A 23,089-nucleotide genomic window follows, 5' to 3' on the forward strand; every position below is an offset into this window, starting at 1 on the left:
GGGGCCGCGCACTCATTCTCGTCGGCGCTTCAGCGGTACTCCGAGCCGACGACCTCGCGGATTCGCTCGGCGGTGACTTGACCGACGCCGCGGACCGCTTTGAGGTCGTCCTCGTTGGCGGTCATCACCGCCTCGACGCTCCCGAACGCTTCGAGCAGGGTCCGCGCCGTGACCGGACCGATGTCGGCGATGGCGGAGACGACGTACTCCTGTTGTTCGTCGAGCGTCTTCGCGCTCTTGCCGCCGTGGACGCTCACGGTGCGCTCGCGGTCCGTCTGCTCGCGGGTGGCGATGGTCGCCAGCATCTCCGCGGTGTCGTCTTCGTCCTCGGTGAACAGCACGCTCACGTTGAAGTCGACCGCGACCGACGACAGCGCCCCGCGAATCGCGCCGGGGTGGATGTTGCGCTCCTCGTAGAGGTCGCGGCCCTCGATGATGAGAAGCGGCCGGGCGTAGTGGCGCGTGAGGTCCGCTACCTGTTCGAATATCGACCGGTCGCCGCCCGTGAGCGTGTCGAGGAAGTCCGAGACGCTCTTTCGCTCGACCGCGACCCGGTCCGAGAGGACGTAATCGCCGACAGCGAGCGTCTCCAGTCGGGTCGTCAGGTCCTCGCGCTTCGAGAGGGTTCGGGCGATGTTGGAGTCGAGTTCGCGCTGGTCGACGACGATTTCGACGGTCTCCTCGTCGTCCGTTCCCGCCGTAGCGACGGTGGCCGGTTCGTCCGACTCGTCGGCTTCGGACTCCGGCGAGGGGTCGGTATCCGAGTCGGCCGGGTCGCCGTCCCCATCAGCGGACTCCTCGTCGCCGTCCTCCGCCCGCGCCAACTCCTCGTCAGAGGGACCGAAGTCGGCGAGGCCGGACTGCCCGTCCGAGTCGGTCGTCGCGGCGGCCGCGGTCTGTCCGTTCGAGGCGGACGACGCGGCGGCCGACGCCCCGTTTGCACCGTTCTCGGTCGCGTCGTCGACCCCCCCGTTTCCGGTGGAACTCCCCGCGTTGCCGCCGGAGTTTCCGTCGTCTCCCGCGAACGCCGAGAGGTCGCGCTGGGAGGGGTCGAGTTCCGCCTCGAGGTCGTCGGCCGCGCCCTTGAGGTCGCGAAGCTCGTTTTGCATCGTCTTCTCGCGGCGGCGCGATATCCAGAAGTACGCCTCGTCGCGGGTGTCCTCCGCGAGGAGGACGACCACGCGGCCGTCGGCCTGCCGGCCGGTCCGACCCTTCCGCTGGATGGACCGGATGGCCGTCGGCACAGGTTCGAAAAAGAGCACGAGGTCGACCTCGGGCACGTCGAGGCCCTCCTCCGCGACGGAGGTCGAGACCAGCACCTCGAACTCGCCGTTTCGGAACTTGTCGAGGGTCTCCTGCTGTTCGTTCTGCGTCATCCCGTCGGAGCCCTCGCGGTCGCCCTGTCCGACGAACCGCCGGACAGAGAAACTCTCCGAGAGGAACTCCGTGAGCGCCTCGGCCGTGTCGCGGGACTCGGTGAAGACGATGACGCGCTCGCCATCCTGAATGCCGAGCGTCTCCGCGAGGAGGATGCGCGTCTTCCTGAACTTCGGGTGGAGGCCGTCGAACGACTCGGCTTTCCGCATCGCCTCGCGGACCTTCGGTTCGGCGACGAGTCGCTGGCTGGCCTTCGACGCGCCCGACGACCGGGCCGCGTTACGCTGGCGCTCGAAGTACCGCCGGACCGACTCGACCGATTGGGTCTCCACGAGTTCGACAGCCCGGCGGAGCTTCATCACCTCCGCGTGCGTGGACATCCCCTTGTAGCCCTCCGACTTGTCCGCGTTCATCAGCCGCTGTAGCTCCGCGCGCATCCGGTTGAGCTTCTTCTGCGAGATATCGGGCTTCGTCGACTTGGTGACGCCCAACTGCTTGAGCTTCTCCAGTCGGTCGGTGATGACCTCGTTGAGGGCGTCGCGTATCTCCAGAATCTCGTCGGGGAGTTGGATACGGTTCCACTCCACGTCCGTGTCGTGGGTGTACTCCGACACGTCGGCGTCCTCCTCGGTCATCACCTCCACGTCGACGATACCGAGGTTCTCACAGACTTCGAGGATGGCCTCCTCGTCGCCACCGGGCGAGGCGCTCATCCCCGTGACGAGCGGGTCTTCGGCATCGGCGTGGTAGCGCTCTGCGATATAGACGTAGGCGTAGTCGCCGCTCGCGCGGTGGCACTCGTCGAAGGTGAGGTGCGTCACGTCCCGAAGCGAGATGCGGTTGCCGATGAGGTCGTTTTCGATGACCTGCGGCGTGGCGATGACGATCTGGGCCTCCTGCCAGAGCGCGGCTCGGTCGTCGGGCCGAACGTCGCCGGTGAAGACGACGATTTCGTCGTCCGGGACGTTCAGCGCCTCGCGGTAGAAGTCGGCGTGCTGCTGGACGAGCGGCTTCGTCGGCGCGAGAAACAGCGACTTCCCGCCGACGTCGTAGAGCCGTTGGGCCGTGACGAGCAGACTGACGGTCGTCTTCCCGAGACCGGTGGGGAGACAGACCAGCGTGTGGCCGTTGCGCGCGGTACCGGCGAGGCGAATCTGATAGAGCCGTCGCTCGATGAACGACGGCGCGAGTAGCGGGTGGTCCACGTACGCAACGTCCTCGGAGGCCGGCATCGGTGACGATTACTCGTCCTTGCCGATAAGGGTTCGCAGAGCGGGGTGAAAGTAAAGCAGTCCGCCGGTGGAAACCGCGGCGGTCGTTACCCCGCGCTGTCGGCGGTGTCGAGGTCGGGGTCGTCTGGTCGCGCGGACGGGAGCGACGCCCCGAGGAGCGACGCCCACTCGGCGACCTTTTCGTTGTGCGGATTGGACATAGCGCTTCCCCAAGGAGATATACTCTCAACTATCGTATATAACGATTGTGCCGATTCGACGGACGGACTCGTACGCGAGACTGGGGGTCGGCGTTCCACCGGAAACAACGGGGTCAAAAAATCAGGTCGCGCGAGGAACGCGCTCAGTCTTCGCGGTTGCCGGGGCCCCAAGTGTCCGGGACTTCGATGACGTAGCGGCCGTCCTCGCGAAGCGAGATGATGTACTCGTCGCGGTCGTACAGCTCCATGAGATTGAGCTCGTACTGCCCGGGATTGACGATTTTGATGCTCTCGAACTGGTCGTTGAGCTCCTCGCGGAGCTGGTCTAGGTTGGGTCGGTCGTCGGACGACGGCTCGATGACCGTGCCGTCCGCGTCCGTGGGCGCGTCCTCGGCCGGCTGACCGGCCGCCGCGTCGGGGTCTGGGGGCGCTTCGGACGGCGTCTCGGCCGCCGGGCCGCGTCGGTTCGCGTCGGCGGCCGCGAGTTCTTCGGGCGTGACGACGTCGCTTCGAGCGCTCTTCTGGGAGTTATCCTCGTCCGTTTCGCGCGCGTTGATTTTACCGGGTGCGCGGTCCGGAGGAGAAGCCGAGTCCGCCGAGCTACTGGGTCGCTCCGTCGCGGACTCACCTCGGGATTCGTTCCGCGACGCTGGGGGCTCCTGCGGATCTGCTCCCGGAGACTCACCGGGCGCGGACGGCCACTCGCCCCAACCGCGGGGTTTGTCTTCGGGTTCACTACCCGCGTCGGCCGCGCCAGCCGCGTCACTTGCGCCGGCCGCGTCGGTCGGCGATGGCTCGTTCTGGATCGAGTCGGCGGTGTCGCCGGTCTCGGTTCGCTGTGGGGCGTCCGGGTTCGCATTCGCGTTTGCCCAGTCGCTGACGGTCATCGACTCCTCGTCGGTCGCGTCGGGGTGGGACTGCTGCTGCGCGCGGTCTCGGACGGCGTCCGCCGCCGAGGAGGTAAGGTCCCGCGTTCCGGCGCCGCCCGTCGACGGCGTGTCGTCGCTGGCGCTCGCGGGAGCGCTCCCGCTCGACGCGGGCTTGAACTGAAACTTGTTGCCGCCGCAGCTCGGGCACCCCGAGAGCATCTCCTTCGAGCCGTCGGGGAACACCTTACCGCACGTGGTGCATTGATGTGGCATTGATGGATGTTGGCGCCGGATGGCGCGTGAGGGCGTTCGTGGTGCCCCCTACTTTCGCGAGACGAGCGCGCTGATGAGATTCTCGTCCTTGTGAAGCGTCTGAATCTGGTTCGCGGGACCAATGACGGTGAGCTTCTGGGTCGACTGTCGGCCCATGAGTCGGTCGAGGAAGCTCTGGTCTGCAGTCTGCGAACGCGGATACGTCTCGATCTCGATTCCGTTGAACTCGTCGGGGCTTATCTCGGCCATCGTGACCTCGATGAGCTTCGACTCCTCATCGGGCGAAAGGCCCTCCTCGAGGATGACGATGTTGCCGTCGCGGACGCCGTCGAGGATGAGCCGAATCTTCTCCATGCTCGTGAGGTTTGCCATCCGATTCCCGCTGAAGAGGTCTATCTGGACCCCGTCGGAGCCGTTGTCGGAGGCGGTTGCTTCAGGCATGGTGAATCACGCGAAGTACTCCGCGATTTTGGCGTACACTTCGTCCATGTTCTCCCCTTCGAGCGCCGACAACTCGACTGTTTCGTGCTGTGGGTACGCGTTCGCGATGCGCTCGACGTTCGAATCTTCGAGGTCGATCTTGTTCGCGAAGATGAGCACGGGCAGGTCCTGGCTCTCGATGATGCCGATGAGCATCGTGTTGACCTGCGATATCGGGTCCTTCGTGCTGTCGAGCACGTAGATGACGCCGTCGACGTCCTCGCGGAGCCAGTGCATGGCCTCCGCGACGCCCTCGGTCGCCTCACGGGACCGGCGGACGGCGTCGTCTTTCTCCATGTCGTGTTCGAGGAACTCTTTGTAATCGACCTTCGTCGTGACACCCGGCGTGTCGACGATGTCGATGGTGACTTTCTTGCCGTTCCGCTCGATTTCGACGTTCTCCTTCCGCCTGGCGCGGCGAGTCTCGTGAGGGATGTGGCTCTCGGGACCGATGGCGTCACCAGTCCAGTCACGGGCGATACGGTTTGCGAGAGTCGTCTTCCCGGCGTTGGGCGGGCCATATATACCGATCCGCTTCGGCTCGCTCTCCGAAAAGAGCCGGTCGACGACTCGTGAGATGCTGTCTCTTAAATCTGTGAGCAGTCCCATCCTGGGCCTCCCGCACCTCCCGAACGCGTCGTGGAGGGCGTATGGAGGTATCACCCAACCGGACTCACTTAAGCACTACGTCAGACACCAGTCACGTGGGAGACAGGACGACAGAAAGGAACGTCGTGGACAGCGGTCGCGACGGACTGACGCGAGCGGTCCAGAGACGAACGACGAATGAGCGTTCAGCCGCAGCGTACCGAGCGGTCGAACGCGGCCGACCGACCGCCGACAGGGTTCACACGCCGGGACACCCGCTCTTCCAATTGCTACTTCGGGCGTACACGTGTGCGTGCTGAAGAGGTTCCTACCGGGAAGTCCACCTGTCTCGCGAAGTCCGTGCCTCGTAACCCCGTCCGTTTCGTCTGCGGGCCGATCCGTGGATATCAGTCGGTCAGTTGGTCAGTCGGGTGAGCACGGACCGAACAGGACGAACCACCCAACGGACCAACAGTATGGGCCGATTGACACGACTGTAACCACGTCGGTTCGGGATTAGACTCGCGTCGGGGTCGTAGTGGGCCCGCTTCGACGGAGGTGAACATCTCGTCTCGGGACACCCCCACCCCTTCGTTTCGGGTGGAACGGCCCGAAGGGGTGGGTGGGGGGAGACCGCTAGACGGCGGTCGGACGTTAATTCTATTCTAGGGGAGTACAATAATATCTCCTTTTGCCCCAGTACGGTTACGGTATGCGAATATGCGTGATAAAACTATCCCTATCTAAAGGCCACTGAGACCCCCTCCCCACCTTCTCACGGCTCCACCCGAAACGAAGGGGTGTGGGGCATTCGAGGCCCAGGGGTTTCCCGTCGAACTGGAGATCGACCACTTAATTGCATAGGAAACGGAGGGGTTAGACCGGCCGCAAAATAGCTCTCGCCTCAGATTTCACCGAAATCGCGTTTCGGCCGTCTCCACACGAAACAAGGGGGTCACCAGCACCAATTTTTCTCGTCGGACACCTACTCGACTCCGACTTCCACTCCATCGACGCGGACCGGTGGGGCTCGTGCCGACTGGAGATTCGGTGCAGAGTCGACCGGGAGTCCAGTGTACGACTGTCGTTCGTCCAAACTTACCGCCGCCGTTCGGAGTCGCGACACGGCCCGCGGTTCGACTCGACAGAGCGCGATTGTTCGAACCGACGCGTTTCAATTCGACGGGACCGTTGCTAGTCCTCACCGTCCAGCCGTCCGATCGTCCAACAGTCCAATCGTCCAACAGCTCGACCGACTCTGTCCGCTGACTGCTCACCGACTCTGTCCGATTGCGCTCTCCGATCGACTCGAACTACTCCCCTTCATCCGAACCTCCTCTCACCTGTCTCTGACTCCCGCCCCTGGTTTCGACTCCGAGACGTTCAACTCCCGGTGTCGATACGACCGCCGACCCCATGATGACGATCCACGATGACGACCCCAATCGACCGACTACTCCAGTCCCGCTTTCGAACTGCAGTTACGGAGTCTTCGCTTCCGATCGAGTCGGAGTCGTTCGTGTTGAAACGGTCCCGTCCGGCCGAGTTCGGGTCGAACGACGGTAGACAAGTCGGAGAAGTAAGATTTTTGTACCGACTGTTCGTTTGGTTCCTTTGCATCATCTGGAATCGCCTTTTTCGGCGTGATGCGTAGATGCCGGCTATCACCGGCTTCACGCACCTTATGCGCCGCTGCGGGCGACTATTCCACTTGAAACAAAGGGGTATTCACGATGGACGAGGAAGAGAATCCGCGAGGCGGAACACGAGGGGAAGTCGGGAACAGCACGTCGGACGACAGCGCCATCGACGACGACTCCGGCGATGCATCCAGTACCGACGCGTCCGCTGACGATGCGTCCACCGGAGCATCGACAGCCGCCGCCGAGGACGACGTCTCCCCCGAAGACATCGACATTCAGGCGAGCATCGGTCCCGACGCCGACGCCCCCGACGAAGATCTCGACCAGCACAAAGACCCCGACGTCGGTCTCGACAAGGTCGTTCTCAACGACGACGAGGAGTCCAAGGGCCTGTTCGACGACCTCCTCGCCGGCGAGCCGATTTTCGAGAACAAGGAAGTCCTTCGCCCGTCGTACACGCCGCACGAACTCCCCCACCGGACCGACCAGATAAACCAGATGGCGACGATTCTCGTCTCCGCCCTGCGCGGGGAGACGCCGTCGAACATCCTCATCTACGGGAAGACGGGAACCGGGAAGACCGCGAGCGCGAAGTTCGTCAGCCAGGAACTCGAATCCACCTCCCAGAAGTACGACGTACCTTGCGAGGTCGAGTACATCAACTGCGAGGTGACGGACACGCAGTACCGCGTGCTCGCGCAGTTGGCGAACAAGTTCATCGAGAAGAACGTCGAGCGCATCGAGGCCGAACAGGAACGCCTCGACGGGATGCGCACGCGGGCGACGGAAGACCCCAACGCCCTCGAAGACACGCCCTACGACTCCATCGCCGAGATAGACGAGCGCGCGGCGGAACTCGACGACGACTCCGACGAGATGGAGACGGTACCGATGACCGGGTGGCCGACCGACCGCGTCTACACGACCTTTTTCGACGCCGTCGACTACAAGGAGCGTGTGGTCGTCATCATGCTCGACGAGATCGACAAACTGGTCGAAAAGTCGGGCGACGACACGCTCTACAACCTCTCGCGGATGAACTCCGAACTCGACAACTCCCGCATCTCCATCATGGGTATCTCGAACGACCTGAAGTTCACCGACTTCCTCGACCCCCGGGTCAAATCGAGCCTCGGTGAGGAGGAAATCGTCTTCCCGCCGTACGACGCGAACCAGCTCCGCGACATCCTCCAGCACCGCGCCGACGTGGCGTTCAAGCCCGGCGCGCTCACCGACGACGTGATTCCGCTGTGCGCCGCGTTCGCCGCGCAGGAACACGGCGACGCCCGGCGCGCACTCGACCTACTCCGCACGGCCGGCGAACTCGCGGAGCGCGGGCAGGCCGACACCGTCGAGGAGGCCCACGTCCGGCAGGCGCAGGACAAAATCGAACTCGACCGCGTGGTCGAGGTCGTCCGTACCCTCCCCACGCAGTCGAAAATTGTCCTCTTCGCCATCATCCTCCTGGAGAAAAACGGCGTCCGCAACATCAACACCGGCGAGGTGTTCAACATCTACAAGCGCCTCTGCGAGGAGATTGATGCCGACGTACTGACTCAGCGCCGCGTCACCGACCTCATCTCGGAACTCGACATGCTCGGCATCGTCAACGCCGTCGTCGTCTCGAAGGGTCGCTACGGCCGGACCAAGGAAATCAGCCTCTCTGTCCCCATCGACGAGACCGAGGCCGTCCTGCTGACGGACTCCCGACTCGGCGACATCGAGAGCGCACAGCCGTTCGTGCAGGCGCGGTTCGACAACTGAAGAACGAAATTCGAAATTCCGACTCTGTTACTGCACTCACGTCACGCCGCGAGCGCGCCGGCTCGCATCGGTGTCTCCGATGGTTCCGATAGCTCCGATGGCTCGACCTGAAGCGGTGCCGTCGGTGCGTCGGCAGCCGTCGCCTCAATCGTCGTCACGTCGTCGGTCGCCGTGTCGTCAGGCATCACGTCAACAGACTCGACAGGCTCGACGGAGTCGAAAGAGACGGGCGCGACCGGCGTCGTCGTCGCCATCGAGTTGGCGAGCGTCAGGCGGACCCAGCCGAGAAGCGGGATGCGGACCCGCGCGACGCCTTGAATCCACTCGGGTCGGACCGGGTCGGCGATGCCGCTCACCTGGTCGTACCGCGGGTTGTTGTCGCCTTTCGTGATGAAGCCGGCGTAGTCGGCGGGGCAGTTGGCGAGCTCCCGGCAGTTGTTGGCGGACATGTACTCGGGGTTCGCCCGGTCGTACCAGTTCTCTCCTTCGTCGACCCAGAACATCGCCCGGTGGATAATCGGGGGCCCTGCCGATCCGGGGTCGTCGTAGACGATGACGCTACCTGGCCCGCCGAACTTCCGGTAGTCGACTTCGGCACCGGTCTCAGCCGTGACGACAGCGGTTCCCTCGACGGACGCGTCCGGGGCGAATCGTTCCGGTCCCGTGATGAACACGAGGTCGCCTTTGTGCATGTGCGGTTCCATGCTCCCGCTTTCGACGGCGACCATCGGTGGCCACACGCCGCTCACCGCGAACAGGAGCAACCCGACGGCCAACACGGCGAGCGCGCTCGTCAGGACTTCGCGGACGAACAGAAGCGGCCCCTCCTCTGCCGTCCGGAGCCGAGTTAGTACGCCTTCGTCGGAGGCGGGACCGCGCCGCGGGTCGGGGGAGGGCGGGCGACCGTCGTCGTCACTCATCACTCCCAGTTTACCCGGACTGGGTTTCAACGTTCTGGGTTTCGGCATCCTTTTTGCCGCGTGTCGCACACTCCGGGTGTGCCACTGGAGACGCCGGCGCGCATCGTCCGGGCGCTCGTCGGTCGCGGCTACAACGCCGAACGCGAGGCCGTGACCCTCATCGCCGGCTCCGACGACCCCGCCAGCACCCTCGCCCGCGTCGTCGAAGCCGTTCCGGACGACGCGCTTCGCATCACCGCCGACCACGTCCGCGAGGTGCTCGCGTCCGCCCCCGCCGCGGACCCACCGGGAACGGAATCGACCGGCCCGGCCGCCGCGCAGGCTGTCGACGCCGACGCGTCTGCCACCGCCGAGCCAGACCCCCCTGTTTCCGCTGCAACATCGCACGACAACGCGGACCACACCGCTCAATCGGCTCCAGCCGAAGCCGAGGGTGGGCCGACCGGACGGAACGTCGACCCGGCGCTTCGGTCCCTCGAAATCGCCAACGACATGACCGGCCAGTCGACGGGCACCGGCGAGTACGACGACTTCGTGAAGGTGTTCCGCGACCGCTACGAGAAGCTCTCGAAGATGCTTCGCGGGCGCGTCAACCACCGTCCCGCGAAGGCCATCTCGAAGATGTCCGGCGGCGAGGACGCGGAACTCATCGGCCTCGTCGACGACGTTCGCTCCACCAAGAGCGGTCACTGGATTATCGACCTCGAGGACACGACGGGAACGTTCCCCTGTCTCGTGATGAAGGACAAAGACATCGCGAGCTACGTCGACGAACTCCTCATGGACGAGTGCATCGCGGTACAGGGGACGCTTTCGGGCGACGCGGGTATCCTCTTCGTCGACTCGATGCACTTCCCCGACGTGCCGCGGAGCCACCGCGCCAACACCGCCGACAGAGACGTGCAGGCGGCGCTCATCTCGGACGTACACGTCGGCAGTCAGGAGTTCATGGCCGGCGCGTGGAATCGATTCGCCGACTGGCTCCACACCGAGGAGGCAGAGCGCATCGAGTACCTCCTCATCGCCGGCGACATGGTCGAGGGCGTCGGCGTCTACCCGAATCAGGACGAGGAACTCGACGTCATCGACATCTACGAGCAGTACGAGGCATTCTCGGAGCACCTCAAATCAGTGCCCGGCGACCTCGACATCGTGATGATTCCGGGCAACCACGACGCGGTCCGACTCGCGGAGCCCCAGCCCGGCTTCGACGACGAACTCCGCGACATCATGTCGGCCCACGACGCTCGTATTACGAGCAATCCCTCGATGGTCACGCTCGAAGGCGTCAACGTCCTCATGTACCACGGCGTCTCACTTGACGAGGTCATCGCCGAGCTACCGGCCGATAAGGCGAGCTACGACGAGCCACACAAGGCGATGTACCAGCTCCTGAAGAAGCGCCACGTCGCGCCGCAGTTCGGGGGTCACACCCGCCTCGCGCCCGAGGAACTCGACTACCTCGTCATGGAGGACGTGCCCGACATCTTCCACACCGGCCACGTCCACAAGCTCGGCTGGGGCAAGTACCACAACGTCCTCGCGGTCAACTCCGGTTGCTGGCAGGCCCAGACCGACTTCCAGAAGTCCGTCAACATCGACCCCGACGCCGGGTACGCCCCCATCGTCGACCTCGACACGCTGAACATGACCGTCCGGAAGTTCTCCTGAGTCGGCGACCGTTTCGCTCCTGACGACCGTCCGACCCGGCGACCGTTCTCCCGCCCAGGATGTACCCTGATAGCACGCCGGATGTGCGGCGGTCGGGACCATTCCGCCGTCGCTTTTTATCCGCGACGTGCGCAGAATCGGTGATGACTGACGACGCGCTGTTCGACGCGACGAGCCCGAACGACCTGTCGCTCGCTAACCGGACCGGGTTGGCACCGATGACGCGTATCAGCGCCACCGACGAGGGGTTGGCGACGAACGAGATGGCCCACTACTACCGGAAGTTCGCCGACGGCGGCTTCGGCTTTCTCGTCACCGAGGGCGTCTACACGGACGACGCGTACAGTCAGGGCTATCTGAACCAGCCGGGGCTCGTCACCGACGACCACGTCGAGGCGTGGACGAACGTCACGGACGCCGTCCACGAGGTCGACACGCCGATTTTCGCGCAGTTGATGCACGCCGGGGCGCAGTCGCAGGGGAACCCCCATCTCGACGGCGATCGGACGCTCGCGCCTTCCGCGGTCCAGCCCGACGGCCAGAAGGCCGAAGCCTACGGCGGCAGCGGCGAGTTCGCCGTCCCGAAGTCGGCTGACGAGGCGGACCTCGAAACCGTCCGGGAGGGCTTCGTCCGGGCGGCGAGGAACGCGGTCGAAGCCGGCTTCGACGGCGTGGAACTCCACGGCGCGAACGGCTACCTACTCAACGAGTTCCTCGCGGCGGACGCGAACCGGCGTGACGACGAGTACGGCGGCGGTCCCGAGTCTCGGGTCAAATACCCCGCGGAGGTCCTTTCGGCAGTCGCCGACGCGGTCCCCGAGGAGTTCGTCGTCGGTATCCGCGTCTCACAGGAGAAAGTGACCGACGGCGACTACGAGTGGCCAGAAGGCGAGGACGCGGCCGCGGTCTTCTTCGAGGAGCTGTCGGCGGTCGGAGCCGACTACGTCCACACGACCGAGACCGACGCGACCAGCCCGACCTTCGGCGCGGACGGCCCGTCGCTCGCCGAAGCCGCCGCCGAGTACGTCACGGACGACACGGTCGTTATCGCTAACGGCGGTCTCGGCGACCCCGACGCGGCGCGTACCGCCGTCGACGCCGGCGCGGACCTGTTCACGTTGGGGACGAGCGCGCTCGCCAACCCGGACTGGCCGGCGCGCGTGGCCGCCGGAGACGACCTCGACGCGTTCGACCCGGCGAAGTTCCTCGCGCCGACCGCCGGGCTCTCGGACCACGAGATCCCGTCTGAACTGCCGCTCGCGGACGACTGACGCGCCCTCGACACGGGGCTCTCTGACGCCGAACCGGCGGCTGAACCCCTTCGCTTCCACTCGAACTCCTGTTTTTGCGGCGTCCCGGAGCGCCCTGTTTTCGAACTCCGCGACGCCGATTCGACTACCCGAGGGTCACGTCGAGGTAGAGCATCACGATGACGCCGACCATCGTCCCGAACGTCGCCACGCGCTCGTGGCCGTTCGAGTGCGTCTCGGGGACGATTTCGTCGGAGATGACGAACAGCATCGCGCCGGCGGCAAAGCCCATCGCGTAGGGAAGCAGCGCCGAGGCGTACTGGATGGCCCACGCGCCGAAGACGGCGAGCGGAATCTCCACGAGGCCGGCGCGGATGCCCGCGAACGTCGCGTAGGTCGTGTTTCGGAGGCCGGCGTTGACGGCGGCGATGGAGACTGCCAGCCCCTCGGGAATGTTCTGGATGCCGATGGCGAGCATCAGCGGGATTGCCGTCCCGAGGTCGCCGGAGCCGAAGCCGACCCCGACGGCGAGGCCCTCGGGCATGTTGTGGATGGTGATGGCGATGATAAAGAGGACGACCGAAGCCATCTTCTTCTCCGTTTCAGGGGCGTCAAGCCGTGTCTTCCCGGTCACGAGGATGTGGACGTGCGGAATCCACAGGTCCGCTTGGTCGAGGACGACGACCCCGATGACGAAACCGACGAGGACGGGAATCGGATTCCCGCCCGCCGCCTCGATACCGGGGAGGATGAGACTCGTGAAACTCGCGGCGAGCATCACACCAGCCGCGAAGCCGAGGAGCGTGTCGAGCGAGCGCTTCGACGGGTCGCGCCAGATGAGAATGAGAAGTGCGCCCAGCATGTTCATGCCGGCGATGACGATGCCGCCGAGGAGACCCTGCATCACCGGACTCGACCCGGCGAGTGAGACGAACAGCTCTTCCACCGCGGTCACGGTCGTCTCACTCCCGGCGGTCGGTTTCCGTGTCGGTCGATCATGGGCCACCAAACGAGAGGGAGGTATGTATGCCCTCCGTCGGCTCTCGCCGACCGCTCCCTCGTTGCGCGCGACGGGAGCGAACTGGGTGGCCGCGACCCGCGGGCAGGACTATTCCGTCTCGTCGAGAACGTACCGGACCGTCGGCGACCCCTCGAACCGCGGGCCGTGACCGACCCGGTCGAAGCCGACGTGCTCGACCGCCTCGCACAGCGGGGCCTCGGATTCGAGGACGAGCACCTCCACCGGCAGGTCCTCGGCGCTGGCGAAGCGGAGCGGCTCTTCGAGCAGCCGCCGCACCGCCGGCTCGGTGCCGCCGAGTCGAGTGACGTGGACGACGCCGTCGCGGACGTCGAAGCCAACGAACCCGAGCACCGGCTCGTCGTCCGCCGGCGCGTCGACGTTCGGGTCAGAGCCCGTGTCGGCGGTGGCGAGGCGAACCGTCCGGTCGCGTATCAGCCGACGCATCGCCCGTATCGGCGCGTCGGCGACGGCGGCGAGCGCCTCGGCGTCGGTGTCCACGGCGTCTCTGACATCCATACCTGAACGTACCGCGGCTTCGGTGATAAATCTCCGCACGCGAGGCGGCGGTACGAGCCGTCTCGTCCCCGGATTCGCGGGTGACGGCAACGGTTGAACCGGAGGACATAGTTATACGTCCCCCCGCGTTAGCCCCTCGCATGTTTACCAACGAAGCCCCGAAGCGACGCGACGCACCGGAGGGACGATGCGCGTAGTCGCGAAGTTCGGCGGCACCTCGCTCGGTAGCGGCGACCGAATCAATCGCGCCGCCGACTCCATCGCCGCGGCCGTCGAACACGGCCACGAAATCGCCGTCGTCGCCTCCGCGATGGGCTCGACGACCGACGACCTCCTCGACGAAATCAAGTTCGAGGCCGACGACCGCGACCGCGCGGAAATCGTCTCGATGGGCGAGCGGACCAGCGTGCGCATGCTCAAGGCGGCGCTGGCCGCCCGCGGCGTCAACGCCCTGTTCGTCGAACCCGGCACCGACGAGTGGCCGGTCATCACGAACGACCTCGGTGAGGTCGACGTCGAGGCGACCCGCGAGCGGGCCGCGAAGCTCGCCGCCGAACTCGACGGCGTCGTCCCGGTCATCACCGGCTTCCTCGCGCAGAACCACGACGGCGAAATCACGACGCTCGGCCGCGGCGGCTCCGACACCTCCGCCGTGATGCTCGGCAACTACATGGACGCCGACGAGGTCGTCATCGTGACCGACGTGGAGGGCGTCATGACCGGCGACCCGCGCGTCGTCGAGGGCGCGCGCAACGTCGGTCGCATCACCGTCGACGAGCTCCGGAATCTCTCGTTCCGCGGAGCAGAAGTCGTCGCGCCGTCCGCGCTCTCGTACAAGGACGCGGCGCTCGACGTTCGCGTCGTCCACTACCAGCACGGCGACCTGCTCACCGGCGGGACGCTCATCGAAGGGGAGTTCCACAACCTCATCGACATGCAGGAAGAGCCCCTCGCGTGTCTCACCGTCGCCGGGCGGGCGATTCGTAACCGACCGGGCATCCTCGCGGACCTCTCGACGGCGCTCCGAGACGAGGACATCAACGTCGACTCGGTCGCCTCCGGGATGGACTCTATCACGTTCTACATCCTCGAAGAGGACTCAGACCGGGCCGAGGCCGTCCTCCACGACCGCGTCGTCGCCGACGACGCGCTGTCGTCGGTCACCGTCGAAGACGACATCGCCGTCATCCGCGTCACCGGCGGCGAACTTCCGAACCGCCCCGGAGTCATCTTCGACATCGTCCAACCGCTGTCCGAGGCCGGCATCAACATCCACGACGCCATCACCTCCGCGACCTCCGTCGCCATCTTCGTGGCGTGGGACGACCGCGAAGAGACGCTCGGCATCATCCAAGACGAGTTCTGAGTTCGGTTTCAGTTCCTCTCGACGCTGTTTTCACGCGCTCGCGTCCCCGCCAGCGACGCCGAACAGCCGGTGGTACGCGACGGTCGCCGAGGTCGCTTCGTGGCGAGAGCGGAACAGCTGGCGACACCGATGTACACTCCCGTCCACGAGCGCCGAAAACCGGCCGTCGTCCCTCGATTTTCCGCCTGCAGATTACTTCACATTCGCGGGCCTATTGCGGGCATGAAATCGTACAAGGCGAAGATGGTCGAGCCCATCGAACTCCCCTCGCGCGAGGAGCGCGAGGCCGCCCTCGAACGGGCCGGCTACAACGCGTTCAACCTCGACGCCCGCGACGTGTATATCGACCTCCTGACCGATTCGGGGACGGGCACCATGTCCGCAGAGCAGTGGGCGGCGATGATTCGCGGCGACGAGGCCTACGCCGGAAGCGAGTCGTTCGCCCGACTCGCGGCGTCGGTCCGCGACGTGATGGGCTTCGAGCACGTCGTGCCGACCCATCAGGGTCGCGGGGCGGAGAACGTCCTCTACGGCGTCCTCTTGGAGGACGGCGACGTGGTACCGAACAACTCGCACTTCGATACGACCCGCGCCCACATCGTCAATCAGGGTGCGGAACCGGTCGACTGCCCGTCGCCAGCCTCTCGGGACCCCAACTCGACGGAGACGTTCAAGGGTAACTTCGACATCGACGCGGGCTACGCGCTCGTCGAGGAGGTCGGCGCCGACGCGATTCCCGTCGTCGTCCTCACCATCACGAACAACTCCGTCGCCGGCCAGCCTGTCTCGATGGCGAACATCCGGGCCACCGCCGAGTTCGCCCGCGACATCGACGCCATGTTCGTCATCGACGCCTGCCGGTTCGCCGAGAACGCCCACTTCATCAAGACCCACGAGGCGGGCTACGAGAACCACTCGGTCGCCGAAATCGCCCGCGCGCAGTTCGAACACGCCGACGCCATCACGATGTCCGGCAAGAAGGACGCGCTCGTCAATATCGGCGGCTTCGCCGCGATGCGCGACGAGACGGTGTTCGAACACGCGAAACAGCGAGCCATCCTCTACGAGGGCTTTCCCACCTACGGCGGCCTCTCGGGCCGCGACATCGAGGCGATGGCCGTCGGCCTCCGCGAGGCCGTCACGCCGCCGTACGTGTCCGACCGCGTCGAGCAGGTGGCCGAACTGGGCGACCTCCTCGTCGAGGCTGGCGTCCCCGTCTACCAGCCGACCGGCGGGCACGCGGTCTATCTCGACGCCGGCGAGGTGTTCCCGCACATCCCGAAAGACGAGTTCCCCGGACAGGAACTCGTCTGTGCGCTCTACCTCGAAGGCGGCGTCCGCGGCGTCGAACTCGGCGGCTTCGCGTTCCCCGGCACCGACCGCCCGGACCTCGTGCGCCTCGCGCTCCCGCGGCGTACGTACAGCCGCGAACACCTCGAACACGTCGCCGAGACGGCCGCGAAGGTGATGGACTCCGCCGGCGAGTACGGCGGCCTCGAAATCGTCGAGGAGCCACCGATGAAGGAGCTTCGCCACTTCTCGGCGCGGCTCGAACCGGTGTCGAACTGACGGCCTCAGGATAGCTACTCGATTTTTCCGGATCTGTTGAAATACTCGGATTTTTGACAGAATCCGCGTGACACATACAGAGCGTGAGTTCAGCACGAGCCAACTCAATGTCTCTCAAGATTTCCCCAAAAGTCGATAAGGATACAGTCACTCTTAGTGACATGGTTCCGCCCTCCACAACACCCGATTTCATACTCGCCGGAATCGCGCTTACCGGTTCGTCATTTTGGCTGTTGTGGACTCGAAAGAACTCACTGAACAAGACGCTTCAGACCCCCGTTACTGTGTTCGCATTAGCTGGCGTAGTCGCGTTGTTGTTCATGACGCTTCATCGATTTGGCTACTTTGATGCAGTCTTGTATCCGAGGTCTGGGTTCTCTGAACCGACTCCACTGTGGCGCGTTCTCCCTGCTATCGGGGCAGAAATAGCGAGTATTCTCGCTCTTTCGTTCGTCTTCATCCGGCGCAAGTTAGGTCAGAACAACAGGAATACAGCATCAAACTGAGGCGCCCTGAGTTCAGCACGCCCACAGAGACCTCCCCAAATCCTGTCAGAAGCAGCGTGCTGAACTCAGAGGATGAGTCTCGCAAATAGATAGTCAATTCAATATTCTAACAATATTTATTTGCAAAGCATACCAATTGAGATGAGTTACAGAAAATGAAAAAGTCCCACACGTTGGTTCTCTTCATTGGCATACTATTTCTGGCTACATTTTTCATCCCTGACTCCCCGTACAGCCCTTCTGTACACAGTGAAGCGTCTCCATCCGCTCCCGACCGCCCAACTCAATTAACCGAGTCGAGCGTCCAGACTTATGCAGTCAAATACGAGGAGCGGTTGCTTCACAACGAACTTATTCAGTCACGTGGGCTGACCCGCGATAGGGGCGATAAGATAATCAGCGAATGTACTGTGACTGAGTTAGAAAGACAGTCGTCCTCAGAGTTTGCCGTCAACATGAGTTGCCACGGAGAAATAAAAGACATCTACAGAATCATCCAACCAACTGACTTCAGTTACGAGGTTACATATCTTATTACACCGGAGTCAACTGAGGAACTTTCAATTCGGGGGTATCCTCTTGAAGGGAGTCGATATCTCAGAGAGCCATATTGATTTTTGTAATGTTGTGTCACTCAATGACCGACTTGCGCCCTCTATGCAGTACGGCCTCAACAAGCTATCAGTGACTGAGGATTTCAACAGAGCCATTTTTCCCTACTTCCCCTCGTACAGCCGACTCGCTAACCGCTCCGGCAGGCCGACCTCGCGCACGCGCTCTGCGACGCGGTCGATGTCGTAGTTGACGCGCTCGGCTTTGATTTCCATCGCGTCGAGGTCGGCGACCGCGTAGGCCGCCCGCGGGTCGCCGTCGCGGGGCTGGCCGACGCTTCCGGGATTCAGGACGATTCCGTCGTCGTAGATACGGTGGCCCTGCACGTGGGTGTGACCCAACACCAGCAGGTCCTCGCCGTCGAGGAGCGACGGCGAGAAGTCGTCGGGATAGGTGTAGCGGTCGGGGTGGTCGGGGTGACCGTGGGCGAGTTTGACCCGGCCGTCGGCAAGGGTGCGTGTCTTCGGAAGCCCGGAGAGCCACTCCATCGACGCCGGCGACAGCGCGTCGCGGGCGTAGTCGACTCCCGCGGCCGCCATGCTGTTGAAGCGGAAGCCGGTCCCCGACGTGACCGCACGGTCGTGGTTCCCCGAGACCGTCGGCACGTCCCGCTCGATGAGTTCGGACACGCACTCGTCGGGCCAGGGGTTGTAGCCGACCACGTCGCCGGCGCAGACCAGCCCGTCGACCGGCGGCATCGATTCGAGCACCGCGTCGAGTGCCGGGAGGTTCCCGTGCACGTCCGAGATGACGCCCAGACGCATGGCTCCGTGTACGGTGTCGCGGCTGAAAAATCTCGGGCCGAGGTGGCTCGTACGACAGCGCGTCCGCCCGCGGCGAGACGCCGAAGTCGCGTTATTCGCCGTTGTAGAAGGCGGTCTCGACCGCGTCGCCGACGGTCGCGGCGGCGGCGCAGACGGCGTGTTCGAACTCGTGATCGTACAGTTCGCGGGCCGCGTCGGCCGCGGTCTCGGCGTCGAGGTCGAACGCGCGCGGGTCGTCTTCCTCGTAGGTCGCCACGAGTGTGGGTTCGGTGACGGCTTCCACGACGAGCGCGTCCTTGCGGACGATTCCGATGAACGCCTCGTCGTCGCCGACGACGCCCGCGATTCGAGGCGTGTCGTAGTCGTCTTTCTCGTAGTCGAGCGCGAGCAGAATCTCGGCGAGGGCGTCGCGGGGTGGGTAGCCGAGGTCGAGTTTCTCCGCGATGGGGTCGACCTGCGAGCCGTTGCCGACGACGACGTAATCGCCGCCCTCGCGGACGCAGTTGTAGGCGATGTAGGGGTTGTCGGTCTCGGGGGCGTTGGGCGTCGGCCCGACGGTCAGGGTGCCGTCCCGGTCGACGACCTGTCGGTTCGGGAAGGACCGAGAGGAGACGCGATACGCACCGATTCCGGGGCCAACGACGACGAAACGTCCGACGTACATACACGGGAGTGGATAGAATAGGGGCAAATAGTTGGCGGTTTATGCACGTCTGTCCGTCACCATGGCATAAAATCGCACGGCGGAATCGACACGCAACGTTTACAAATACCCGCGAAGTACGAACTGATGCGAAGTCCCATGGGGTAGTGGCCAATCCTGTTGCCTTCTGGGGGCAACGACCCAGGTTCGAATCCTGGTGGGACTACTTCTCCGATTCTCACGCTCTTTGAGGCCGCGCCGTCCCCTGTTCTCCAGTTGAAACGAAGGGGTAGGTTTCAGAAACCAAAGGGGTCCGTTTCGAGTGGAATTCTCCAGCACGTGGTTCTCAAACCCTCGAATTCGGACGATACAGGCCGCGAAAACTGATTAGCGTTCGACCGCGAGGAGCGCCACTCGTTCTTTGACCAGCACCGGGAGGTCGCCGTCGGCGACGTTCAACTCCGTCTCGCCCACGCCGAACACGTCGCGTACGAGGCTCTCGTCGTAGTCGCCGAGAGTCTCTGCGGGTTCGAGGTCGAGCCGGTCGAACAGCGCGGCCTCGGCGTCGGCCTCGTCGCCGCCGTCGACGAGAATCACGACGGGGAGCGTCCCCTCCGAGACGCCGATTTCGAACGCGCGGTTGATCTGCCGGCGGCCGCTGGCGTAGAGGAGGATTTCGACGGCCCGGTCGCGGGCGATTTCGTTGCCGCGGCCGATGGCTCGGTCGGCGAGTGCGGTCGCCCGTTCGAGGTGCTCGCGGTCCACGATGTACCGAGCGTCGAACGCCTGCACCGTCGCGCCCGTCTCGTCGGCTACCTCGCCGACGACCGCGATGAACGAATCGAGGTCCGAGACGGTCGCCTCGGCTTCGACGAGCCTCATTCGAAATCACCCAGACTGGCCTGCTGGTCGGCGCGCTCTTTGGCCGTCTCGAAGCCGGCGTCGTCGGGGACGGCGTCGTCCGGCGCGTCGCCTTCGTCCACCTCGTCCATCGACGGGTCCTTTCGACCTGCGGCTTCGAGGATGTTCTGGGCCGTCTTCCTGCGACCACGGAGAGCGGCGAGGATGCGCGACTTGTCGGCCTCGCGGAGGTCGGCCCGACTCTCGACGCCGGCCTCGAACAGCCGACGGGCGCGCTTTCGGCCGACGCCGCGGACGCCGGCGAGGTCGAGCAGTTCCTCGCGGACGCCGTACTCGACGCGCTTTTTCGCCTCGCGGACCGCGTACACCGAATCGAGGTCGAGTTCGGAGGCGAGTCGCTCGGCCGCACCGAGGAGCCACTCGGCGGTCTCGACCTTCCCGCGGATGTCGCCGGGGCCGACGCCGTAGCGCTCGGTGATGCGGTCCTCGTCCACCTCGCCGACCCAGTCTTCGAGGAGTTTCGCGGTCTTCAGCGCCGACAGCCAGTCTTCGAACGCCACGTCCTCGTACTCCGAGGGAACGCGCCCGAGGAACTCGGGTTCGCGCTCGTAGCACAGTTCGGTGTACGTCTCGCGGTCGCCGGACTTCAGGTAGAGCTGATACATGTCCGGCGTCCGGCAGACGAGGTGGTAGAGGCCGAGCGGCGTCGGATACGTCCGGTCCGTCTCGAACTCGTCGGCGTCGCCGTCGCCGCCGTCCGCACCGCCTCCACCGCCGGCGTCGTCGGCGACCATCTCGCTCGCCCGCTGGAAGCCACCGGGCTCATCGTCCGACTCGCTCCGGTCTCGTTTCGGCTTCTCCGGCGTCTCACCCGCGAGGGCCCGGAGCTTCTCGTTCCGGTGGTCCGCGGCCCATTCGAGGCCGTCGATGATTTCCGCGGCGCTCATCGGGTCGAGGTAGAGCCGCGAGACGGTGTGGCCGACGGGCGTCGCCCGAATCGTCTCTCCGTCGAACTCGACGAACCCGTTCACTTCGAGGTAGTCGAGCACGCGGTCTGTCACCTGTCCGAGTCGCTCGGGGTCGTCGGTCTGGGTCGCGTAAAGCGTCTGGTCGAGGAATTCGAGCAGTCCCTCGCGGGTGTGGGCGAAGCCGGAGGCGACCGTCGCGAGCAGATGCGTCCGCAGGGCGGGCTCGGCCGCGAGCTTCGACCGCACGTCCTCGGCGTCGGCCCAGATGTACCGCTCGAACAGCTCGTCGCGGGCGTCCGCGTCCTTCGCGAGCAGGACCGCCTCGCCGTAGGGGTCGAGGCCGGGGCGGCCGGCCCGACCCATCATCTGGTGGACTTCGAGCACGTCCAGCGGCTTCATGCCGCCGTAGTCGCCGTCGTAGCGCTGCCAGTCGCGGACGACGACGCGGCGGCTCGGGGTGTTGACGCCGGCCGCGAGCGTCGGTGTCGCGCAGATACATTTGATGAGCCGGTCGCGGAAGGCATCTTCCACGAGGGTTCGGTGCTCCGCGGCGAGCCCCGCGTGGTGGAACGCCGCGCCCTTGGCGACCGCCGCGGCGAGGTCCTCGGAGGTCTCGGTGTCGGACACGTCGCGTATCTCGGCGGCGAGTTCCGCGAGGTCGCTCCGCTCGTCGCCGGTGATGTACCGCTCCGTCACGTCGGCCATGCGGCGGGCCGCGGACTCCGCGTTGCGCCGCGAGTTCACGAAGACGAGCGAGGAGCCTTGGTCGCCGTCGCCGTCGCCCTCCAACGCGTCGGCGACGAGCGCGGGCGTCTGTCGTTCCCCGCGGCCGACCGGCACCTCGCGTTGGCTCCCGTCGGCGAAGGAGACGGCGTTGCCGTAGTGGACGCCCATCTTGAGGTCGATGGGTCGCCAGTCGGACTTGACGAGTTTCGCGTCGAGCCAGTCGGCGACGACGCCCGCGTTGCCGACGGTCGCCGAGAGCGCGACGACCTGCAGGTTCGGGTTGAGCCGGCGGAGCTTCGCCAGCGTGACCTCCAGGGTCGGCCCCCGATGGCGGTCGTCGACGAGGTGGACCTCGTCGGCGACGACGCAGGTGAGTTGGTCCATCCACGCCGCGTTGTTCCGGACGAGCGAGTCGACCTTCTCGGAGGTGGCGACGATGATGTCGCGCGAGGAGAGCCACTCGCCGTCGGACTCGTAGTTGCCGGTCGAGACGCCCACGTCGATGCCGTACTCCTCCCAGCGCTCGAACTCGGCTTTCTTCTCGGAGGCGAGCGCCCGGAGCGGGACGATGTACAGCGCCTTCCCGCCGCGCGCGACGCTCGACAGCATCGCCAGTTCGGCGATGAGCGTCTTCCCGCTCGCCGTCGGGACGGCGGCCACGAGGCTCTCGCCGTCTGTCAGGCCGGCCTCGACGGCCTCGGCCTGCGGCGGGTACAGCTCCTCGATACCCTCGTCGCGGAGGGCCTCGGGAATTCCCGTCGGCAGGCCCGTCAGGTCCGCAGTTCGCATTGCATCTCCCTTGGACCGTCCCCCGGTTTAAGCCATCGGGTCGGGTCGGACGCGGGTGCGTCGCCGCCCGCGACGTCGGTCGCACGACCGCGACGCGAGGCGACGCCGACCCACGCCCCCGCGTCGGCAGGGCTTTGTACGGCCCGGCGGTACGATGGCACATGAAAGTCGAGTACGACCGCGACACCTGCATCGGCATGTTCCAGTGTGTCGACGAGTGGGAGGGCTTCGAGAAGAACGTCGACGACGGCAAGGCCGACCTCGTCGACGGCGAGGAGACCGACGACGGCGTCTTCGTCCGCGAGGTTCCGGCGGACGCCGAGTTCGACGCGAAGTTCGCCGCCCGCGTCTGCCCTGTCGAGGCCATCCGAATCCTCGACGACGACGGCGAACAGCTCGTTCCCTGACTGCGACACCGACGACGCCACCGATCTCTCTCGCTTTTCCGGCGCGACCGAACCGTGTGACCGACGACCGTGGG

At 65.2% G+C, this 23,089-nt stretch carries 17 protein-coding genes and 1 tRNA gene; 7 read left to right on the forward strand and 11 right to left on the reverse strand.

Annotated features, from left to right (window positions below; translation table 11 throughout):
- Positions 1 to 29: 29 nt before the first annotated feature.
- The 4 genes from AM590_RS10525 to AM590_RS10540 form a co-directional block, all read right to left on the reverse strand.
- The gene (locus tag AM590_RS10525) at positions 30 to 2,609 is read right to left on the reverse strand and encodes a DEAD/DEAH box helicase (RefSeq protein WP_058827447.1); all 2,580 of its coding nucleotides are present in this window, start codon (positions 2,607 to 2,609) and stop codon (positions 30 to 32) included.
- A gap of 343 nt (positions 2,610 to 2,952) precedes the next feature.
- Positions 2,953 to 3,951, reverse strand: a complete 999-nt coding sequence (locus AM590_RS10530; protein ID WP_082677710.1) for a Zn-ribbon containing protein — start codon at positions 3,949 to 3,951, stop codon at positions 2,953 to 2,955.
- Positions 3,952 to 3,999: 48 nt separating this feature from the next.
- Complete coding sequence (locus AM590_RS10535; protein WP_004044951.1) at positions 4,000 to 4,392, reverse strand: DUF2073 domain-containing protein; 393 nt, start codon at positions 4,390 to 4,392, stop codon at positions 4,000 to 4,002.
- A gap of 6 nt (positions 4,393 to 4,398) precedes the next feature.
- On the reverse strand, positions 4,399 to 5,040 hold the full coding sequence (locus tag AM590_RS10540) for an Era-like GTP-binding protein (RefSeq protein ID WP_004974066.1): 642 nt from the start codon (positions 5,038 to 5,040) through the stop codon (positions 4,399 to 4,401).
- Between the two features lie 1,712 nt (positions 5,041 to 6,752).
- On the opposite strand from AM590_RS10540, the gene AM590_RS10545 reads away from it, so the two are divergent.
- Complete coding sequence (locus tag AM590_RS10545) at positions 6,753 to 8,426, forward strand: Cdc6/Cdc18 family protein (protein ID WP_058827449.1); 1,674 nt, start codon at positions 6,753 to 6,755, stop codon at positions 8,424 to 8,426.
- 41 nt (positions 8,427 to 8,467) lie between these two features.
- On the opposite strand, the gene AM590_RS10550 is transcribed toward AM590_RS10545, so the two are convergent.
- Positions 8,468 to 9,346, reverse strand: a complete 879-nt coding sequence (locus tag AM590_RS10550) for a S26 family signal peptidase (protein ID WP_172795788.1) — start codon at positions 9,344 to 9,346, stop codon at positions 8,468 to 8,470.
- A 78-nt stretch (positions 9,347 to 9,424) separates the two neighbouring features.
- Between AM590_RS10550 and AM590_RS10555 the strand changes: the two genes are divergently transcribed.
- A complete protein-coding gene (locus tag AM590_RS10555) occupies positions 9,425 to 11,017 on the forward strand; it encodes a DNA-directed DNA polymerase II small subunit (protein ID WP_058827450.1) in 1,593 nt (530 codons plus the stop codon).
- 143 nt (positions 11,018 to 11,160) lie between these two features.
- Positions 11,161 to 12,288 carry an NADH:flavin oxidoreductase gene (locus AM590_RS10560; protein ID WP_058827451.1) on the forward strand — a complete coding sequence of 376 codons (1,128 nt, stop codon included), beginning with the start codon at positions 11,161 to 11,163 and terminating at the stop codon, positions 12,286 to 12,288.
- A 124-nt stretch (positions 12,289 to 12,412) separates the two neighbouring features.
- Here AM590_RS10560 and AM590_RS10565 read toward each other — a convergent pair whose 3' ends face one another.
- Both AM590_RS10565 and AM590_RS10570 read right to left on the reverse strand, forming a co-directional pair.
- Entirely contained in the window at positions 12,413 to 13,222 is an 810-nt protein-coding gene (locus AM590_RS10565) for a ZIP family metal transporter (RefSeq protein WP_058827479.1), read from the reverse strand.
- A gap of 153 nt (positions 13,223 to 13,375) precedes the next feature.
- Positions 13,376 to 13,804 carry a hypothetical protein gene (locus tag AM590_RS10570; protein WP_058827452.1) on the reverse strand — a complete coding sequence of 143 codons (429 nt, stop codon included), beginning with the start codon at positions 13,802 to 13,804 and terminating at the stop codon, positions 13,376 to 13,378.
- A 187-nt stretch (positions 13,805 to 13,991) separates the two neighbouring features.
- Here AM590_RS10570 and AM590_RS10575 point away from each other — a divergent pair, with 187 nt between their 5' ends.
- Positions 13,992 to 15,170, forward strand: a complete 1,179-nt coding sequence (locus tag AM590_RS10575; RefSeq protein WP_058827453.1) for an aspartate kinase — start codon at positions 13,992 to 13,994, stop codon at positions 15,168 to 15,170.
- Positions 15,171 to 15,392: 222 nt separating this feature from the next.
- Positions 15,393 to 16,739 carry a tryptophanase gene (locus tag AM590_RS10580; protein ID WP_058827454.1) on the forward strand — a complete coding sequence of 449 codons (1,347 nt, stop codon included), beginning with the start codon at positions 15,393 to 15,395 and terminating at the stop codon, positions 16,737 to 16,739.
- Positions 16,740 to 17,961: 1,222 nt separating this feature from the next.
- Here the strand turns inward: AM590_RS10580 and AM590_RS10585 are convergent.
- A complete protein-coding gene (locus tag AM590_RS10585) occupies positions 17,962 to 18,621 on the reverse strand; it encodes a metallophosphoesterase (RefSeq protein ID WP_058827455.1) in 660 nt (219 codons plus the stop codon).
- Positions 18,622 to 18,712: 91 nt separating this feature from the next.
- The gene (locus AM590_RS10590) at positions 18,713 to 19,285 is read right to left on the reverse strand and encodes an IMP cyclohydrolase (protein ID WP_058827456.1); all 573 of its coding nucleotides are present in this window, start codon (positions 19,283 to 19,285) and stop codon (positions 18,713 to 18,715) included.
- 132 nt (positions 19,286 to 19,417) lie between these two features.
- Here AM590_RS10590 and AM590_RS10595 point away from each other — a divergent pair.
- Positions 19,418 to 19,490: transfer RNA gene (locus AM590_RS10595), tRNA-Gln, on the forward strand.
- Positions 19,491 to 19,651: 161 nt separating this feature from the next.
- Here AM590_RS10595 and cgi121 read toward each other — a convergent pair.
- Together cgi121 and AM590_RS10605 are read right to left on the reverse strand one after the other, a co-directional pair.
- On the reverse strand, positions 19,652 to 20,146 hold the full coding sequence (gene cgi121, locus AM590_RS10600) for a KEOPS complex subunit Cgi121 (protein WP_058827457.1): 495 nt from the start codon (positions 20,144 to 20,146) through the stop codon (positions 19,652 to 19,654).
- Positions 20,143 to 22,608: an ATP-dependent DNA helicase gene (locus tag AM590_RS10605; RefSeq protein WP_058827458.1), complete on the reverse strand. Its 2,466-nt coding sequence runs from the start codon at positions 22,606 to 22,608 to the stop codon at positions 20,143 to 20,145. The genes cgi121 and AM590_RS10605 overlap by 4 nt, the downstream gene beginning before the upstream one ends.
- A 161-nt stretch (positions 22,609 to 22,769) precedes the next feature.
- Between AM590_RS10605 and AM590_RS10610 the strand changes: the two genes are divergently transcribed.
- Positions 22,770 to 23,015, forward strand: coding sequence for a ferredoxin (locus AM590_RS10610; protein WP_058827459.1), 246 nt, complete (start codon positions 22,770 to 22,772; stop codon positions 23,013 to 23,015).
- Positions 23,016 to 23,089 lie beyond the last annotated feature (74 nt).

Source organism: Haloferax sp. Q22, assembly GCF_001482285.1.
Lineage (GTDB): Archaea > Halobacteriota > Halobacteria > Halobacteriales > Haloferacaceae > Haloferax.

Excerpts from the sequence above, each read along its gene's own strand:
- AM590_RS10525 (WP_058827447.1), bottom strand. The coding sequence starts at position 2,609 with ATGCCGGCCTCCGAGGACGTTGCGTACGTGGACCACCCGCTACTCGCG.
- AM590_RS10530 (WP_082677710.1), bottom strand. The coding sequence starts at position 3,951 with ATGCCACATCAATGCACCACGTGCGGTAAGGTGTTCCCCGACGGCTCG.
- AM590_RS10535 (WP_004044951.1), bottom strand. The coding sequence starts at position 4,392 with ATGCCTGAAGCAACCGCCTCCGACAACGGCTCCGACGGGGTCCAGATA.
- AM590_RS10540 (WP_004974066.1), bottom strand. The coding sequence starts at position 5,040 with ATGGGACTGCTCACAGATTTAAGAGACAGCATCTCACGAGTCGTCGAC.
- AM590_RS10545 (WP_058827449.1), top strand. The coding sequence starts at position 6,753 with ATGGACGAGGAAGAGAATCCGCGAGGCGGAACACGAGGGGAAGTCGGG.
- AM590_RS10550 (WP_172795788.1), bottom strand. The coding sequence starts at position 9,346 with ATGAGTGACGACGACGGTCGCCCGCCCTCCCCCGACCCGCGGCGCGGT.
- AM590_RS10560 (WP_058827451.1), top strand. The coding sequence starts at position 11,161 with ATGACTGACGACGCGCTGTTCGACGCGACGAGCCCGAACGACCTGTCG.
- AM590_RS10570 (WP_058827452.1), bottom strand. The coding sequence starts at position 13,804 with ATGGATGTCAGAGACGCCGTGGACACCGACGCCGAGGCGCTCGCCGCC.
- AM590_RS10575 (WP_058827453.1), top strand. The coding sequence starts at position 13,992 with ATGCGCGTAGTCGCGAAGTTCGGCGGCACCTCGCTCGGTAGCGGCGAC.
- AM590_RS10580 (WP_058827454.1), top strand. The coding sequence starts at position 15,393 with ATGAAATCGTACAAGGCGAAGATGGTCGAGCCCATCGAACTCCCCTCG.
- AM590_RS10585 (WP_058827455.1), bottom strand. The coding sequence starts at position 18,621 with ATGCGTCTGGGCGTCATCTCGGACGTGCACGGGAACCTCCCGGCACTC.
- AM590_RS10590 (WP_058827456.1), bottom strand. The coding sequence starts at position 19,285 with ATGTACGTCGGACGTTTCGTCGTCGTTGGCCCCGGAATCGGTGCGTAT.
- cgi121 (WP_058827457.1), bottom strand. The coding sequence starts at position 20,146 with ATGAGGCTCGTCGAAGCCGAGGCGACCGTCTCGGACCTCGATTCGTTC.
- AM590_RS10605 (WP_058827458.1), bottom strand. The coding sequence starts at position 22,608 with ATGCGAACTGCGGACCTGACGGGCCTGCCGACGGGAATTCCCGAGGCC.
- AM590_RS10610 (WP_058827459.1), top strand. The coding sequence starts at position 22,770 with ATGAAAGTCGAGTACGACCGCGACACCTGCATCGGCATGTTCCAGTGT.